Consider the following 17208-nt stretch of genomic DNA (forward strand, 5'->3'; position numbering starts at 1 on the left):
GGAACCCGTACGGACGGAGTCCTGATGTTCGCACTCAAGACCGCTCCCTTCCGGCGCAAGGCGGAGGCGATCGCCAAACCGGTCACCCGCTGGAGCATCGGCCACGCCATCCCCCGGGTCGCCCTGCGGGCCGCGGCGCGCCGGGGCGACCTCCAGGGCAGGCTCTCCGTCGAGGCGAGCGGCGGAGCGGACCTGACCGGCTTGTTCGACGAGATCCGCTCGCACGGTGCCATCGCCACCACCCGGGTCGGGCACGTGACCACCCGGCATTCGGCGTGCAAGGAGGTGCTGACCAGCGACGCGTTCAAGACCGTGCGGTTCGTGCCGGACAACCCGCTGCTCAACCGGCTCGTCGCCTGGTCGTCGTCCGGTCTGCTCCATCCGATCGAGCCGCCGTCGCTGCTCGCCAGCGAACCGCCCGACCACACGCGCTACCGGAAACTGGTCACCCGTGTCTTCACCGCCCGCGCGGTGGAGCAGCTGCGGGAGCGCACGCAGGCGATCACCGACGAACTGCTCGACGGCCTCGACCCGACGAGCCCGGTCGATCTCATCGAGCAGTACTGCGGGCTCCTGCCGGTGACCGTGATCAGCCAGATCCTCGGTGTCCCGCCGGAAGAGCGCGACAAGGTGCTCGCGCTGGGCGGCGCCGCGGCCCCGAGCCTCGATCTCGGCCTGCCGTGGCGGACGTTCCGGACGGTGGAGGCGACGCTGGCCGAGTTCGACTCGTGGCTGACCACCCATCTGGAGAAGCTGCGGGCGAATCCCGGCGACAACCTGCTCAGCAAGCTGATCGCCGCGCGCGAGGACGGCGTGGGCCTGACCGAGCGGGAACTCAAGGCCACCGCGGGGCTGGTGCTGGCCGCCGGCTTCGAAACGACCGTCAACCTCCTCGGCAACGGCATCGCCCTGCTCACCCGGAATCCGGGCGAACTCGCGAAACTGCGGGCGGATCCAGGCCTGTGGAGCAACGCCGTCGACGAGATCCTCCGCTACGACCCGCCGGTCCTGCTCACCGGCAGGCTGGCCGCCCGGGACACCGAGATCGGCGGGAGCCCCATCGCCCGCGGCGCGATCGTCAGCACCGTGCTCGCGGGCGCCAACCGGGACCCGGAGATCTTCGACGACCCGGCCGCCTTCGACGTCGGACGGGCGAACGCGCGGGATCACGTGTCGTTCGGCGCCGGGCGGCACTACTGCCTCGGTGCCTCGCTGGCGAGGATGGAGGGCGAGATCGGGCTGCGGTCGATCTTCGAGCGCTTCCCCGGCCTGCGGCTGCTGAGTGGCGCCCGGCGGCGGGAGACCCGGATCCTGCGCGGCTTCGAAACGCTTCCGGCCGCGCTCATCTGACTCGTGAGTGGTAAAGACGGTTCTAACCGTCCTTGCCACTCACGAGAGGTGACCGAATGTCTTCCGCCGTGCTTTCGGTCCTGGACACCTCCCCCATCGTCGAAGGCTCGACACCGCGCGAGGCCCTGCTCAACACCGTCGACCTCGCGCGGCTCGCCGAAGATCTCGGCTACCACCGCTACTGGGTTCCCGAGCATCACGGCATGCGCGGTGTCGCCAGTTCCGCGCCCGCGGTCCTCATCGCCCACCTCGCGAACGCCACGCAGCACCTCAGGCTCGGCGCGGGCGGGGTTCTGCTGCCCAACCACCCGCCGCTCGTCGTCGCGGAACAGTTCGGGACGCTGGCCGCCCTGTATCCGGGACGTATCGACCTCGGCCTCGGCCGCGCTCCGGGTGGTTCGAAGGCGGCCTCCGCCGCGATTCGTCCACAAAGGACGAAAGACTTCGGCGAGCAGCTGGCGGAACTCCAGCATTACCTCGACCCGCCCGAGGACGCCGAGGTGAAGGCGATCCCCGTGCTCGGCGGCAATGTCCCGGCGCTCTGGCTGCTCGGCAGGTCTCCCGACAGCGCGGCCCTCGCCGCCGGACGCGGACTGAAGTACGCCTTCGCGCATCATCTGGCACCGGACGCGCCGATCAAGGCCGACCTGGTCAGTGTCTCCGTCATCGCGGCCGAGGACGACGAGCGCGCCGAGTGGCTCGCGGGTTCGACCAGGCTGAAGGTGCTCAGCCGGATCCGCGGCACCCGCATCCGGTTGCCCAGCCCCGAAGAAGCGGCGGCTTTCCCTTACACCGCCGACGATCGCGCCGAAATAGCGAAACGCTCCGGCGCCGTGCTCACCGGCAGCCCGGACACGCTCGTCCCGAAACTGCAGCGGATCCTCGACGAGACGGGTTCCGGCGAGATCATGGTGACCACGCCGCTCTACCACCACACCGACCGCCGTCGCTCCTACGAATTGCTCGCCTCGCTGGCCGGACGCCTCACGGCGTGTTCGAACAGGTCGGCCAGTTCGCGCGCGTAGGCCGCCACATCGGTGTCCGGCCGGGTGATCAGCTCGGCGGGGGCGGCTTCCATGGCGGCGATCACCGACACGGCCATCACCCGCGGCGAGAATTCCCGCAGCTCCCCCGCCTCCTGCCCTTCACGGAACATGTCCTCCAGTTCGGTCAGCGTCTTCGCGTTCTGCTGTTCGAACCAGCTCCGCGCGGCCTCGGCATCCCTTGACGCCGAAGCGATCTGGCCGATCGCGATGATCTCCTTCGGCCGCTCGGCGTAATAGAAGACGAAACCCTCGATCAAGGCACGCAGTGCGGCCGTGTAGCTCTCGGCACCTTCGACCTGCGCGCCCAGCGCCTGCTCCATCGAGGCGTGCACGGTCAGCATGACCTGCTTCATCAGCTCTTCACGTTTGGCGAAGTGGTACGTGATGAGCCCCGGGCTGATCCCCGCCCGCCGCGCGATCTGCACGAAGGACGCCTTCGCGTAACCGATCTCGGCGATGGTCTCGATGGTCGCCGAGACGATCTGCGCGCGCCGGGCCTCTTCGATGAACGACCGCCGCTCCTGGTCGCCCGGCTCGTTTTCTGGTTGCATGAACAGTAGCCTAGTTGAGCAACTAGCGAGGGGAAAATCATGATCAGTCGCAAGACGTTCTTGAAATCCGTCGCGGGAGCGGTGGCGGTCACGGGTCTCGGCGGGGGCATGGCCGAGGCGGCGGGCAGGACTCGACGGCTACGCGGCGGGGTCGCCTACGACACCGGGGTCCTGCACGCCGCGGGCGATCCGCTGAGCCGGGTGCGCTGGAGCAGAGGACAGCTGGAGCGCGAGATCCGCGTGATCGCCGACGAGCTGCGCTGCCCGTCGATCACCGCGTTCGGCACCGACATCGGCAGGCTCACCGAGACGACGTCCGCGGCGCTGCGCCGCGGAATGGAGGTGTACGTACAGCCCCGGCTGTACGACCATCCCCAGGATCAGGTCCTCGAGCACCTGGCCGAGTCCGCCCGGCAGGCCGAGCGCCTTCGCCACGGCGACGACGTCAAATTCGTCGCCGGCTGCGAGCATCTCCTCTTCACCCCCGGCATCGTGCCCGGGGAGACCTACCTGGAGCGGATCGCGAACATGGCCACGATCCCACCGGACGAATGGCCGAAGATCATGGAGCGGCTGGCCGGTTTCCTCGCGCGGGCGGCCGACGTGGCGCGCCGGAACTTCCGAGGCCGGATCACCTACGCCTCGATCGGCGGGGCGGAGCCGGTCGATTGGAACCTCTTCGACATCGTCGGAATCGACTACTACCCCTACTTCGCCACCGACGCGGAGTACACAAAGGACCTCGCCCAGTACCGGAAATGGAACAAACCGGTGGTGGTACTGGAGTTCGGCTCGTGCACCTTCACCGGCGCGGCGCAGGCGGGCGGGATGGGCTGGGACATCGTCGACTACGAGCAGGTCCCGCCGAGGATCGAACCGGGCCACGTGCGGGACGAGGGCGAACAGGCAGGCCACCTCGCCCGCCTGCTGCGCGTGTTCGGCACCGCGGGGATCCGAGGCGCGCACGTGTACACGTTCATCGCGCCGAACCTGCCGCATCATCCGGCCCGGCCGGAGTTCGATCTCGACATGGCGTCCTACGCCTTGGTGAAGACCTTGCGCGAGCGGCACGAGGACGAGAATTCGCCGTACCGGTTCGAGCGCAAGCTGTCCTTCGAAGCGCTCGCCCGGCACAACCGCGGGTAAGCGGGCATTTTTACCGAACCGGCGACGGAAACCGGCCAGTAACCTCACGCCGGTGAAGACGGACCGCGAAGGCAAGGAAGCTCCGGAGCTGCCCGCCTTCACCGTCATCGGCTGCCTTTTGGGCTTCTTCATGACGGTGCTGGTGCTGATCGGCCCGGCCCTGCTCTGGATCAGCACCCGTTTCGACCCCGGCGACGACGACCGCCTGGTCGTCGTCGCCATGGGCGCCGTGTTCACGCTCGGCGGCGTCGGCACCGTCGCCTCCCACCTCTGGCAGAACGCCATGGCCAGGGAGGCCCATCGCGGACTCGACCGGAAAGGTGTCCGCGCGACCGCCGAAGTCGTTTCCAGCAAGCGGATCTGGGTCGGCGAGCTGAGCACGCCCGCCGACGACGTCGACCTCGTCGTCACCGGCCCCGGCGTGGCCCCGTTCAGCGCGCGAGTGCTCACCGAGGACGTCGGCCGCTATGAAACGGGCACGGTGGTCCCCGTCGACGTGGACCCGGGAACCCTCCTGTTCCGCCTCGCCGACTGACCTCGCCGCGATCATTGCCCGGCAGCATCGTATCGCTTATCGTATATGAAATTCACCCCCCGATGCTGCGAGGTGACCCCCGTGACCACCGCCACCGCCGACCCGACCACCACCACGGTCGCGCGAGATTTCACCGATTTCCGCACGGTGGTGTCACAATCCTTCGTGCCGCTGCACGTGACCAGCGAGCACCGGGACCACTTCCGCGGCCGCATCCGCTCGTGCGGAGCCGACGAGGTGCAGCTGACCGAGGTGACCGCGTCGGCGCACGTGGTCGAGCGCACCCCCGAGCTCATCGCCAGGGCGGACAGGCATTACTACAAGCTGAGCCTGATCCTGTCCGGCACCGGCCTGCTCGTGCAGGACAACCGCGAGGCGATGCTGCGTCCCGGCGACGTGGCGTTGTACGACACGCACCGGCCGTACACCCTGGCGTTCGAAGAGGATTTCCGCACGCTCGTGGTGATGTTCCCGCAGCGGCTCATCGATCTCCCCCGCGACCTGGTCGGCCAGCTGACCGCGGTGCCGATGTCGGGCAAGCGGGGCATGGGCAACGTGGTGGTGCCCTTCCTCGCGCAGCTCGGCAGCAACCTCGATCAGCTCGGCGGGCCGGCGGGCGTCCGGCTCGCGCACACCGCGGTCGATCTGCTCGCCACCCTGTTCGCCAGCGAGCTCGACCTCGCCCGCGCGACGGCCGGGCCGCATCACGAACTGATGCGCCGGGTCCTCGCCTACATCGACGCGAACCTCTCCTCCACCGACCTGGGACCGGCGCAGATCGCCGCCGAGCACTACATCTCCACCCGGCATCTGCACGGCCTCTTCCATGAGCAGGGCACCACCGTCTCGGGCTGGATCCGCACCCGGCGGCTCGAACACTGCCGCCGTGAATTGCTCGACCCCGTGCACACTTCGCGGCCCGTCGCGGCCATCGCGGCGAAGTGGGGTTTCGTCGACGCGCCGCATTTCAGCCGGGTGTTCAAGACGGAATTCGGCTGCTCGCCGAGCGAACTGCGGCGCGGCTTGACCGTGAGCGATCGGTTGTTGCCGCCCAGCGCGTGACAGCTGGCCCTTCCCGGGCGGTCGCCCCGACGATGACCGCATGCCCGAAGCACCCGAGGAACAGTGGCGTACCTATGACGAGTTCGCCGCCGGAATAGCCACCTACCGCCTGCCGAACGCGGACCTGTCGGGACGCGAGCTCACCGTCACCCTCGACGACGGGACGACGCTCGCGCTGCGGTTCGAAAACGCTGAAACCGTCACCTGCAACGGCATCGAGGATCCGTACGACGCGGTCGCCGTCCGGGAAGACGTCTTCTTCGTCAATCTCCCACACACCAGCGTCGAAGGGGAAGCGCTCACCGTCGTCTTCTCCACGACGACGCATCGCGCGCTCGCCGTGCGTTCGGTCATCGGCGCCGAGGACGTCGAAGGCGTTCCCCGGGTCTCCCAGACGTTCTGGTCCGGCACGACCGACGCGGGCACGCCGACCGGCGAGGTCCCCGGCCCGTCGCGCGACCTGATCGGCAAGCGCAACATCTACCGCTACAGCCCGGAACACCTCTACGAGCACGTGTACGTGTCTTCGCAACGCTATGCCTGGCAATGCCTCGAAGGCGTGCAGCGTGGCCACGGGGACATGGACCTGTCGACGGTGTGGAAGTTCCAGGACGGGCTGTACCTGTTCTGCTTCCGCGAATTCCGCATCGCCGTGGCCAGTGTGTGGCTGCACGACCTCGGCTACGCGCTGAAGACCACCGGCGTCTTCCTCGGCCTGACCGGCGACGGCCGGTCGGAGCACTCCCGCGCGGGCGGGCACATCTACCCACTCGGCGCCGTCGCCTACCCCGACGCCCAACCGGTTTAAGGAGTGTCAGTGTCCAATCTCGACATCATCGCCGCGCATTACGCCGCGAGCGACCGGGGCGATCTGGCGGGCATGCTGGCCCCGCTCGGTCCCGACACCACCTGGACGGAGGCGGCCGGTTTCCCTTACGCCGGCACGTACACCGGTCCGGAAGAGGTGCGGGACAACGTCTTCGGCGCCATCGCGAAGGACTGGGAGGGCTACACCTTCACCCTCGGCGACCTTCTCGACGCCGGTGACACGGTGATCGGGCTCGGGACCTACCAGGCCAAGCACCGCGAGACCGGCCGCTCCTTCACCGCCCGCGTCGCGCACGTGTGGAGGTTCGACGGCGGCAAGGTGACCTCGTTCGAGCAGATCGTCGACTCGGTGCCCGTGGTCGAAGCCATGGAGAACCGGTGAAACCCGCGCGGCGCCTCGTCGCCCTCGCCTCGGCCGTCCTGCTCGCGACGGCCGGGTGCGCCGGATCCGACAGCGGTGCGAGCGGGCCGATCGTGGTCGGCTCGGTCAACGCGCTGAGCGGCGCGGCGACCTTCCCCGAGGCCTCGCAGGCGGCCAAGGCGGTCTTCGACGCGGCCAACGCGAGCGGCGGCGTGAACGGCAGGCAGATCCAGTACAAGGCCCTCGACGACAAGGGCGACCCGGCGGCCGCGGCCGCCGCGGCCCGTGAGGTCGTCGGGCGCGACGAGGCGGTGGCGCTCGTCGGCTCGTCCAGCCTCATCGAATGCGAGATCAACAACAAGTACTACGAGCAGCAGAAGATCCTGTCCATGCAGGGCATCGGCGTGGACCCGGCCTGTTTCTCCAGCCCGAACATCGCCCCGGTCAACGTCGGGCCGTACCACGACATGACGCTGACCCTGCTCTACGGCTCGGAAACGCTGAAGCTGAACGACATCTGCGCGCTGCTGGAGATCGCGGGCAACACGCTGCCGTCGTACCAGGCGGCGATCGACGAGTGGACGGCCATCACCGGCAAGAAGCTCAAGTATCTCGACGCGACCGTGCCCTACGGCGGCTCCGACTACACCTCCTACATTGTCAAAGCGCGCAACGCGGGCTGCAAGGCGATCACGGTGAACCCGGTCGAGCCGGATTCCATCGGGCAGCTGAAGGCCGCCGCGGCGCAGGGCTGGAACGACGTCACGTGGCTGCTGCTCACCAGCGTCTACAGCGAGAACTACGCCAAGGCCATCACCAACGCCGGCGCCGGGGTGTACGTGCCCGCCGAGTTCTACCCGTTCACCGACGCGACCAGCCCGCAGAACAAGGACTGGCGTGAGCTGATGACCAAGAACAACATCCCGCTGACCTCGTTCAGCCAAGGCGGTTACCTGGCGGCGAAGTACTTCCTCGACGTCGTTCGCGGCATCCAGGGCGACATCACGCGCGAATCGGTGACCAAGGCGCTGCGCGAGATGAAGCCGATCACCGATCCGATGGTCGGCACGCCGTACGTGTTCGGCCCTGGCCAGACGCACCACGACAACACCGCGGGCTGGCCGATCAAGCTCGCCTCCGGCTCCAACAAATGGGAGCTCGTCGCGAACGACTGGCTGCGGATTCCGAAGAAGTAACGGTCGCACTGGCCGGGTCTCGTGAGTGGCAAGGGCGGTTCTAACCGTCCTTACCACTCACGAGGCCCCTCATACAGGAGGAAACGATGCTGCAGGGAGCGCTGGCCGGCCTGGCCGCCGGCGGACTGTACGCGGTGTTGGCGGTGTGCCTGACGCTGATGTCGCGCCTGGTGCGGGTGGTGAACTTCGCGCAGTCGGCCACCGGGATGTTCGGCTGCTACGTGGCCGTGTTCCTGTCCGTCCACGCGGGACTGCCGACGTGGCTGGCCACGGTGGCGGGGATCGTGCTCGGCGGGCTGCTCAGCGCGCTGCTCGGCTGGATCGTGTCCACCTGGCTCGCCGAGGCGGACACCGGCACCCGCTCGGCGGTCACCGTGGCGGTGCTGCTCCTGCTGATCTCGTTGTCGTTCATCCTGTTCGGCAACAAACCGCAGCCGTTCCACCCGATCCTGGACGGTCCGGCGGTCACCGTCGGCGGTGTGGTGATCAGCCAGGTCACCGTGGTCACCGTCGCACTAGCGGTCCTGGTGGCGGTGGCCAGCCGGATCGTGCTGAGCCGGACCCCGGCGGGTGTCCAGCTCAGGGCGCTGTCGGAACGCCCGACGACGGCGGAGCTGCTGGGCATCCCGGCGAAACGGCTCAGCGTCGCGGTCTGGGCGGTCACCGGGGTGGTCAGCACGCTGGTCATCTCGATCGTGGCGCCGTCGCAGTCCAACGACGCGACGTCGCTGGCGATGCTGGTGGTCCCCGCGGCCGCGGCGGCCCTGCTCGGCGGGTTCCGGCGGCTCGACCTCGCCGTCGCGGGCGGGCTCGGCCTCGGCCTGATCCAGGGCGCGGCCGCGCAGGTCGACGGCCTTTCGGTGGTGCGGTACTTCCTGCCGTTCGCAGTGATCGTCGCGCTGCTGCTGTGGTCGCAGCGCAAGGAGGTGTGGGATGCGGCTCGCTGAACGCGGGATCCCGTTCGTGGTCGCCATCGTGGCGATCGCGGCCGGGTACGGCCTGAGCGTCGGGCTCGACGGGTATTTCGTCTACCTCGGCATGAGCGCCGTCGTCGCCGGGATCTCGTTGCTCGGCCTGGGCGTGGTCACCGGCAGCGCCGGCATGATCTCCCTGTGCCAGCTGACCTTCGGCGCCGTCGGTGCCTGGACGGTGTCGGCGCTGAACGAGGCGCAGGCACCCGGCGGGTTCCTCACCTGGCTGGTGCTCGGCGGTCTCGCCGCCGGAGTGGTCGGGGTGCTCGTCGGGCTCCCGGCGTTGCGGCTGCGCGGGATCAACCTCGCCGTCGTCACGCTGGGGCTCGCCGCGGCGGCCGACCTGGCGCTCGTCCAGCTGCAGTTCCCCGGTGTCTCCGCCGGGATCTCGGTCGAACGGCCGGAGGCCTTCTCCGACGACCGGTCGTATTTCCAGCTCGCCGTCGTGGTGCTGGTGCTGTGCTGCCTCGCCGTGTACTTCCTGCGCCGCGGGCGCTGGGGCAGCGCCTGGCAGGCGGTGGCGTTCTCCGAACGCGGCACGGCGGCCGCCGGCACGAGCGTGCGGACGTCGAAGCTGACCGCGTTCGCGGTGAGCGCCACCCTCGGCGGGATCAGCGGCGGCCTGCTCACCGGGCAGGTCGGGATCGCCTTCCCGGCCAGTTTCACCGCGATCCAGTCGCTGGCGCTGTACGTGCTGGCGATCATGTCGGGCGCGCATCTGATCGACATGGCCGTGTTCGGCGCGATCCTGTGGGTCGGGGTGCCGGAACTGCTCAAACGCTGGGGAATCCCGCAGGACTGGGGTTTCGTGGTGTTCGGCGTGCTCGGGGTCCAGGCGCTGGCCAGTGGCGGCAACCTGGGCACCACGGTGCGGCAGGTGTGGTACCGGCGGTCCAGGAAGGAACCGGCGAAACTCGATCTGGCCGCCGGTACCGCGGACATCGAGGCCAAGGCGCCCGGTCCGCCGGTGCTCACCGTCCGCGGCCTGAGCGTGGACTTCGGGCACGTGTCCGCACTGTCCTCAGTGGACATCTCGGTGCCGGAACACGGGGTGCTCGGCGTCATCGGGCCGAACGGCGCGGGCAAGTCGACGCTGGTCGACGCGATCAGCGGCTTCCTGCCGAACGCCGAGGGCGCCGTCGAACTCGGTGGCCACCCGCTGACGGGATCGCCGTCGAACCGGGCCCGCGCCGGCTTGCGCCGGACGTTCCAGCAGGACCGCGTCCCGCCGGGGCTGACCGTCGGGGCGTATCTGAAGTTCCTCGCCAGGCGACGGCTCACGGCCGACGAGATCGGCGACGCACTGGACTTCTTCGGCTGCCCCGCCGCCCGCACCCCGCTGTCGCAAGTGGACGTCGGAGCGCGGAGGCTGGTCGAGGTCGTCGGGCATCTGCTGGCGCGGCCGCGGGTGCTGCTCCTCGACGAGCCCGCCGCCGGGCTTCCGCACGAGGAGCACGTCGCGTTCGGGGAACGGCTGCGGCAGGTTCCCGCGCGGTTCGGGGTTTCGGTGCTGCTCATCGAGCACGACCTGGATCTGGTGCGCTCGGTCTGCGACACGATCACCGTCCTCGACTTCGGCCGCGTGCTGGCCTCCGGCCCGCAGGCCGAAGTGCTCGCCGATCCCGCCGTGCTCAAGGCGTACATGGGTGAAACGGAGATGCTGTGAACGCTTTGCGGATAGCGGGGCTGACGGTGACCCGCGGGGCGGGGCCGGTGATCCGCGACGTCGACCTGACCCTGGAGCCGGGGCGGATCACGGCGCTCGTCGGCCCCAACGGTGCCGGGAAGACCAGCCTGCTCGAAGCCGTGTCCGGCGTGGTTCCCGCCGCTTCCGGGACCGTCCACATCGGAGCCGACGAGATCACGAAACAGTCGCGGGTCGCCCGCGCACGGCGGGGTCTGGCGCATATCGAACAGGGCCGCGCGGTGTTCGGCGGCCTGACGGTGCTGGAGAACCTGATGCTGACCGCGCGCACCCGCGCACGGGCCGACGAACTGTTCGAGGCGTTCCCCGAACTGGAGAAACGCCGCGACTCACCGGCCGCGCTCCTCAGCGGCGGCGAACAGCAGATGGTGGTGCTGGCCCGCGCCTTCGCCGCGCGGCCCTCGTTCCTGCTGATCGACGAGATGTCGCTCGGCCTCGCGCCCGTGGTGTTCACCCGGCTGCTGCCGATGGTGACCCGGTTCGCCGAGGAGGGCGCGGCGATCCTGCTGGTCGAGCAGTTCACGCAGCTGGCCCTCGGGTGGCGAGCGACGCTGTGGTGGTTTCCTCGGGGCGAGTCACCTACGCGGGTTCGGCGCAGGGCTTGCTGGACTCGCCCGGCACCCTGCATTCGGCCTACCTCGGGGAATCCTGACGCGTGTGAAGGTCCCCTTCCACGGCTGAGCCGACGGAAGGGGACCTTCACACGCAACGGATTGAAGTGCTCCTTTGCCGCACTATCGCAGGGCCGACACCGTCCCGAGCCGGGACAGGTCGTGCGGCGCCAGCGCTATGGCCCAACCCAGTGTCCGTCCGGTCTTCGCGTCGATCGTCAACGTCAACACGTTGCCCCTGGGCGCTTTGCTTCCCCGAGGAACCTTCGCGGCATGCCCGACGAACTCCCCGGTCATCTGAATGAGATAGGCCGGGTCGTCGGAGGTCGTCCGGCTACCGTCCAGGCCGGCAAGAGCCTGCCTGCCGGTCTGGACGTACTCGATATTCCCTGGGTTGGGCTCGCCGTTCAGGCTCGCCAGCTTCTTGGCCGCCGCCAGCAGGCCGGCCGGCGTCGGTGGTGTCGCCTCGTCGTTCTCGGTCATCGTGCCCACTTCGTCCACACACGGCTTGTGTGTTCCGGCGACGACATTCTTCCCGTTCGTATAGCCGAAAAAGAGGTCGGGCCGGTCGTTCTCGATGTAGGTGGGAGCGGTGTGCCACACATTGCCGGTATCCTGGTATTGAAAGTTCGTCGAAGCACCGGCGATCCGGGCACCCGGCGTGGTCACCTCCAGTCCGTTGTCCGCTCGCCCACCATACGCCCCGTTACCCGCGGACACCGCGACCCGGTCGCCGTCCTGGTGAATTTCCCAGTCGCCGCTACCGGGCACCCATTTGAACGTCACATTCTCGAACTCATTCGTGCGCGCGGGCTTGATATAACTCTCACGGTAAGGCGATCCAGGACGCGAGTCCGCCCAGTACCAGAGAAAACCTTTCTCCTGCCCCGGTGAGGCGTCGAGTGTTCCCGCGGTCATTCCCGCTTCCACCCAGGTGTCCAGCTTCGGGTCGTTGAGGTTCGTGAGGATCCACATCTCCCAATTCGCGAACTCGTTGTCCCGATCGTCGACATGCAGGCATCCCACTCCGAGATCCGCGCCGACCGCGTTCATCCACAAGGGTTCCGCTTGGGATCCGATGACCCCGACAGAGTAGCAATGATCCGTCGCCGTGCATTGCGGCGCATTGTCCGCGTGCGCCGACACGGCGCCGAGAACCGATGTAGTCATCATCAGTCCGACTGCGGAAAGCGCGCTGACACGTCTGTCTACCACGAGTTCCCCATCTCGATAGGTGTCCAGAATGAACCGAGGGCACGCGAATTCCGCGGCCGCACATATCCATGACGGTGAGAAATCCCCGATCCCCCTCGATCGTTGGTTACCACCAACCAATGGCCACTCTGAACCTCCAGGCATCGAGCCTGAAACCGCCGACCGGGTGACGAGGCACCAGCGATTCACGCCGCCTCCCGCCTCAATCAACCGGGCACCCGACAGGAAGGCGAATCAGTAGCGAACGGCTCTGTCTCCAGCGAAATCCTGAAGCGCGTGAAGGCCTCCGTCTGCCATGCCGCGAAAGCCACGTCGCTAAGAACCCATCCCCGCCCGTTCGAAGGCCAGCGTCGGCAGATCGACCGCGTGCGCGCCGCCGTCCGCCACGATCACCGCGCCGGTGATGTACGACGACTCCGAAGACCCCAGGAACCGCACGATCGACGCGATCTCCTCCGGTTCGGCGGGACGGCGCAGCGGGACCTCGGCGGTGACGCGCCGGTAGCCCTCGTCGTGGCCGCCGTCGAAGCCCGCCGCCTCGGCGAACTGGTCCATCTCGCCGTCCGCCATCGGCGTGCGCACCCAGCCGGGGCAGACCGCGTTCGCGCGGACGCCCTTCGGCCCGTAGTCGCGGGCGATCGAACGCGTCAGCCCGATCAGCGCGTGCTTCGCGACGGTGTAACCGGCGACGTTCGGCCCGGCGAACAGTCCCGCCAGCGATGACACGATGACGACCTGGCCGCCGGTTTCGATCAGCGAAGGCAGCGTGGCCCGGCAGAACACGAAGGCGCTCGACAGGTTCGAGCGCAGCGCCAGTTCCCATTCCTCGTCACCGGTGTCGACCACCGAAGACAACCCGTGCCCGCCGGCGTTGGCCACCACGACGTCCAGCCTGCCGAACTTGCCGACGATCTCCGCCACGGCGTTCTCGGCGGCTTCGCGATCGCTGGCGTCGCACGAGACGACGTACCCGCCGGTTTCGGCGGCCACCTTCTCCAACGGCTCGAGTCGCCGTCCGAGCACCACCACCTGGGCGCCCTCGTCGGCGTACCGGCGGGCGACAGCGGCGCCGATTCCGGTACCGCCACCCGTGATCGCGACAACCTTCTTCACTTGCGGAGTCCTTTCTAAGCGGGAAAACCGGAGCGGGCCGAGACACCGAAGTCGGCGAGCACGGCCTGGCCGTTGACCGCCCGCGAACGCGCGGACGCGAGGTGCAGCACCTGCCAGGCGACTTCCTCGGGAGCCTGCACCGGGAACGCGGGATCGTCGAGCACTTCGCCGAGATCGCCGCGCGCCATCGGGGTGTCGACCACCGACGGGCAGACGCAGTTCACCCGGACACCGGGGAGATCCACCGCGAGAGCCCTGGTCATCGCGACCACGGCCCCTTTCGAAGCGCAGTACGGGACCATGCCGGGCGCGCTGGTGAACGCCGAGTCGCTGGCCAGCAGCACCACCGAGCCACCGGACGCGGTGAGCCAGGGCGCGGCGTGTTTGACCAGCAGGAACTGGCCGGTGACGTTGACCGCCATCAGCGCGGCGAAATCCGCCGCGGCGGTTTCGGTGACCGGCGTCCCCACCGGACCGGAGATCCCGGCGCAGCCGACCACGACGTCGAGCCCGCCGAAGTGGCTCACCACGGTTTCGATCGCAGTGGCCATCGACGGCTCGTCGGTCACGTCGGCCCGCACCGCCAGGAGACCGTCGGCCAGGGTGGGCACGGGTGCCCGGTCGAGGGCGCCGACCCGCGCGCCCTCGGCGAGGAACGCCTGGACGCAGGCAAGGCCGATACCGGATGCCGCGCCGGTCACCAGCACGGCCTTGCCCGCGAGATCCAGTCCCATGACGTCATCCTCCGGTCCGGACCTTTCCTGGAGGTTGGCCGTCAGTGCACCCTTCTTGTCGGCAGCCGCACGACGGTCTTTCCAGCCGGAGGCGGACCGGCAAGACTGCGAAGCATGACCAGGCCGCATCCACTCGACCCGCTGACCGCCGACGAACTCACCGCAGGCCGAGCGATCCTGACCGCCGAAGGCCTGCTCACCGCCACCACGCGGTTCCCGGCCGTGCTGCCGGTGGAACCGGAGAAGGGCGACGCCGCCCCCGACCGCCGCGTCCGGTACACGCTGCTGGACACCGCGACCGGCGTTGCCCGCGACGTGGTCGTCTCGCTGGCGAAACGTGAAGTGGTCTCCACCGAGGACTGTGGCCCCGGCCAGCCCGCGTACCTGTTCGAGGAGTACGACCTCGCCGCGTCGATCACCAAGGCGTCGCCGGAATGGCAGGCCGCCATGGAGCGGCGCGGGCTCGCCGACCGGATCGAGCACGCCTTCTGCGCTCCCCTGGCGCCCGGCTTCTTCGGCAGGCCGGACGAGACCGGCCGGGTCATCCGCTCGCTGACGTTCCTGCGCGACGACGCGTCGGACAGCCCGTGGGCGCATCCGGTCGAGGGCCTGATCGTCCACATCGACCTGACCGGGCAGCGGGTCATCCGGGTGGAGGACGAGGGCGACGTGCCCGTGCCGCCGGAGCACGGCCGCTACGGCGACGTCCCGGCGCGCACCACGCTCAAACCGATCGAGATCACCCAGCCGGAGGGTCCGAGTTTCACCGTCGACGGCAACGAGGTCACCTGGGAGGGCTGGAAGCTCCGTGTCGGCTTCAACGCCCGCGAGGGCCTGACGTTGCACCAGGTCGGCTTCCAGGACCGGTCGGTGCTGCACCGCGCGTCGGTACCGGAGATGGTGGTGCCCTACGGCGACACCGCGCCCGGCCGGTTCTGGATCAGCTACTTCGACGCGGGCGAGTACCTGCTCGGCAAGAACGCCAACGATCTGCGGCTGGGCTGCGACTGCCTCGGCGTCATCCACTACTTCCCCGCGTTCGTCGCCGACGACCACGGCCATCCGGTCGAGATCCCGCGCGCGATCTGCATGCACGAGGAGGACTACGGGATCCTCTGGAAGCACACGGATCTCGACGGCCGCGCCGAGGTCCGCCGGTCGCGGCGGCTGGTGATCTCGTCGATCTCCACCATCGGCAACTACGACTACGGTTTCTTCTGGTACCTCTACCTCGACGGCACCGTGGAACTGGAGGCGAAGGCCACCGGCATCGTGTTCGCCGGCGCCGCGCGTCCGGGCACGGATCACCCGCACGCCAACGAGATCGCCCCCGGCCTGTTCGCGCCGGTGCACCAGCACCTGTTCTGCGCGCGGCTCGACGTGGCGATCGACGGCGAACGCAATTCGCTCGTCGAGGTCGACGTCGAACGGGTCCCCATGGGCGAGCAGAACCCGTACGGGAACGCCTTCACCTGGAAGGAAACCCCGCTGCGGACCGAGCAGGAGGCGCAGCGGTTCGCGGATCCGGCCAAGGCGCGGGTATGGGAGATCCGCAGCGCGGATCGGACCAACCGGCTCGGCAAACCCACGGCATACCAGCTCGTGCCGCGGCCGTCGGCGACCCTGATGGCGCAGCCGGAATCGACCGTCCACCAGCGGGCGACGTTCGCCACCCGTCACCTGTGGGCGACGCCGTACCGCGCGGACGAACGCTACCCGGCGGGCGACCGCCCGAACGCGCACCCGGGCGGCGCGGGCCTGCCCGCCTGGACGGCCGCCGACCGCGACCTCACCGACACCGATCTCGTGCTGTGGCACGTGTTCGGCCCGACTCATATCCCGCGTCCGGAGGACTGGCCGGTCATGCCGGTCGATTACTCCGGTTTCTCCCTGCGCCCCTACGGCTTCTTCGACCGAAACCCGGCCCTCGATCTGCCCTCCGGCGCCGCCGGCGATCACTGTTCCGCCCACGAGCACTAGGACTGCACCAATGCCCGAACTGACCCTGTCCGACACCTCCACCTGGCTGCCGCTGGACGGGCTCGCGCCCGGCTTCGACGCGAACAAGGCGCCCACGGTCGGCGACCTGCGCGGCCGCTCGTTCGAACTCGGCTGCGAAGACGGCACCACGTTCACCGCCGCCTTCTCCGGCACCCGGATCGACTGGACCTACCACGGCACGGGCACCGACCGCTGCGAGACGTTCCTGGTCGACGACGACCTGTATTACGTCCAGTTCCACCCGCAGGCACGGCAGGAGGAGGCGTTCACCCTGCTGCTCGACCTGCGCCGCGGCCGGGCGCTGCTGGTGCTGAGCAAGATCGGCGACACCTCGCCCCGGGTCACGCAGTCCTTCGTGGCCGCCACGATCGGCGGCGTCGAGCCTGCCGGGGAGCCGCTCGCGCCGACCACGTCGCTGGTCGGACGCCGGGTGCTGTGGGTGTACAGCACCGAGCACGCCTACGAGCACGTGTACCTCAGCCCGCACTGGTACACCTGGCAGTGCCTGGCCGGACCGGAGCGGGGGCTCGCGGACACCGACGAGAACTCGGTCTACGAGCTGCGGCCGGGGATCTACGTCTTCGCGTGGCGGGAGAAGGTGATCCCGTGCGCCTCGGTGACCGTCGCCGACCACCGTGACGCGAAGCGGCTGCGTTCGCACGGTGTCCTTTTCGGACTGGACGCGTCCGGGAGCACTCCCACCCACTTCACCTTCGGCGCGCACGGCAAGCTGCTGAGCACCACCGTGCACCCCGAGGCGTACGACCCGGCCGGGAGCTGAGC

The 17208-nt window shown here is 69.0% G+C and carries 16 protein-coding genes and 1 pseudogene; 13 read left to right on the forward strand and 4 right to left on the reverse strand.

Features of this window, described 5'->3' with window-relative positions:
- The first annotated feature begins 24 nt into the window (after positions 1-24).
- Positions 25-1350 (forward strand): cytochrome P450, encoded by a 1326-nt coding sequence (locus MJQ72_RS10285; RefSeq protein ID WP_240598915.1) that lies wholly within the window; start codon positions 25-27, stop codon positions 1348-1350.
- 56 nt (positions 1351-1406) lie between these two features.
- The gene (locus MJQ72_RS10290; protein WP_240598917.1) at positions 1407-2375 is read left to right on the forward strand and encodes an LLM class flavin-dependent oxidoreductase; all 969 of its coding nucleotides are present in this window, start codon (positions 1407-1409) and stop codon (positions 2373-2375) included.
- Here the strand turns inward: MJQ72_RS10290 and MJQ72_RS10295 are convergent.
- Complete coding sequence (locus MJQ72_RS10295; RefSeq protein WP_240598919.1) at positions 2303-2947, reverse strand: TetR/AcrR family transcriptional regulator; 645 nt, start codon at positions 2945-2947, stop codon at positions 2303-2305. The two genes, MJQ72_RS10290 and MJQ72_RS10295, sit on opposite strands and share 73 nt — an antisense overlap.
- Before the next feature lie 39 nt (positions 2948-2986).
- Here MJQ72_RS10295 and MJQ72_RS10300 point away from each other — a divergent pair, with 39 nt between their 5' ends.
- From MJQ72_RS10300 to MJQ72_RS10340, 9 genes and pseudogenes are all read left to right on the forward strand, one after another.
- Positions 2987-4093 (forward strand): abortive phage infection protein, encoded by a 1107-nt coding sequence (locus MJQ72_RS10300; protein WP_240598920.1) that lies wholly within the window; start codon positions 2987-2989, stop codon positions 4091-4093.
- Positions 4094-4145: 52 nt separating this feature from the next.
- Positions 4146-4628 (forward strand): hypothetical protein, encoded by a 483-nt coding sequence (locus MJQ72_RS10305; RefSeq protein WP_240598922.1) that lies wholly within the window; start codon positions 4146-4148, stop codon positions 4626-4628.
- An 81-nt stretch (positions 4629-4709) separates the two neighbouring features.
- Positions 4710-5690 carry a helix-turn-helix domain-containing protein gene (locus MJQ72_RS10310; RefSeq protein WP_240598924.1) on the forward strand — a complete coding sequence of 327 codons (981 nt, stop codon included), beginning with the start codon at positions 4710-4712 and terminating at the stop codon, positions 5688-5690.
- Positions 5691-5730: 40 nt separating this feature from the next.
- A complete protein-coding gene (locus tag MJQ72_RS10315) occupies positions 5731-6498 on the forward strand; it encodes a MoaF C-terminal domain-containing protein (RefSeq protein WP_240598926.1) in 768 nt (255 codons plus the stop codon).
- Positions 6499-6507: 9 nt separating this feature from the next.
- The gene (locus tag MJQ72_RS10320; RefSeq protein WP_240598927.1) at positions 6508-6900 is read left to right on the forward strand and encodes a nuclear transport factor 2 family protein; all 393 of its coding nucleotides are present in this window, start codon (positions 6508-6510) and stop codon (positions 6898-6900) included.
- Positions 6897-8075 carry an ABC transporter substrate-binding protein gene (locus tag MJQ72_RS10325; protein WP_240598929.1) on the forward strand — a complete coding sequence of 393 codons (1179 nt, stop codon included), beginning with the start codon at positions 6897-6899 and terminating at the stop codon, positions 8073-8075. The genes MJQ72_RS10320 and MJQ72_RS10325 overlap by 4 nt, the downstream gene beginning before the upstream one ends.
- Before the next feature lie 86 nt (positions 8076-8161).
- Positions 8162-9022, forward strand: a complete 861-nt coding sequence (locus MJQ72_RS10330) for an ABC transporter permease subunit (protein WP_240598931.1) — start codon at positions 8162-8164, stop codon at positions 9020-9022.
- Positions 9009-10712: an ABC transporter permease subunit gene (locus MJQ72_RS10335; protein WP_240598932.1), complete on the forward strand. Its 1704-nt coding sequence runs from the start codon at positions 9009-9011 to the stop codon at positions 10710-10712. The genes MJQ72_RS10330 and MJQ72_RS10335 overlap by 14 nt, the downstream gene beginning before the upstream one ends.
- A 47-nt stretch (positions 10713-10759) precedes the next feature.
- Positions 10760-11113 (forward strand): annotated as a pseudogene (locus MJQ72_RS10340) (ATP-binding cassette domain-containing protein); the annotation flags it as partial.
- Positions 11114-11485: 372 nt separating this feature from the next.
- Here the strand turns inward: MJQ72_RS10340 and MJQ72_RS10345 are convergent.
- From MJQ72_RS10345 to MJQ72_RS10355, 3 genes are all read right to left on the reverse strand, one after another.
- The gene (locus MJQ72_RS10345; RefSeq protein WP_240601615.1) at positions 11486-12415 is read right to left on the reverse strand and encodes a hypothetical protein; all 930 of its coding nucleotides are present in this window, start codon (positions 12413-12415) and stop codon (positions 11486-11488) included.
- A gap of 477 nt (positions 12416-12892) precedes the next feature.
- Positions 12893-13690, reverse strand: a complete 798-nt coding sequence (locus MJQ72_RS10350; protein ID WP_240598933.1) for an SDR family NAD(P)-dependent oxidoreductase — start codon at positions 13688-13690, stop codon at positions 12893-12895.
- 14 nt (positions 13691-13704) lie between these two features.
- Positions 13705-14424, reverse strand: a complete 720-nt coding sequence (locus tag MJQ72_RS10355) for an SDR family NAD(P)-dependent oxidoreductase (protein WP_240598934.1) — start codon at positions 14422-14424, stop codon at positions 13705-13707.
- Between the two features lie 114 nt (positions 14425-14538).
- Here MJQ72_RS10355 and MJQ72_RS10360 point away from each other — a divergent pair, with 114 nt between their 5' ends.
- Positions 14539-16404, forward strand: a complete 1866-nt coding sequence (locus MJQ72_RS10360) for a primary-amine oxidase (RefSeq protein WP_240598935.1) — start codon at positions 14539-14541, stop codon at positions 16402-16404.
- Between the two features lie 10 nt (positions 16405-16414).
- Entirely contained in the window at positions 16415-17206 is a 792-nt protein-coding gene (locus MJQ72_RS10365) for a molybdenum cofactor biosynthesis F family protein (RefSeq protein WP_240598936.1), read from the forward strand.
- Positions 17207-17208 lie beyond the last annotated feature (2 nt).

Origin of the sequence: Amycolatopsis sp. EV170708-02-1 (genome assembly GCF_022479115.1) — a bacterium.
Lineage (GTDB): Bacteria > Actinomycetota > Actinomycetes > Mycobacteriales > Pseudonocardiaceae > Amycolatopsis.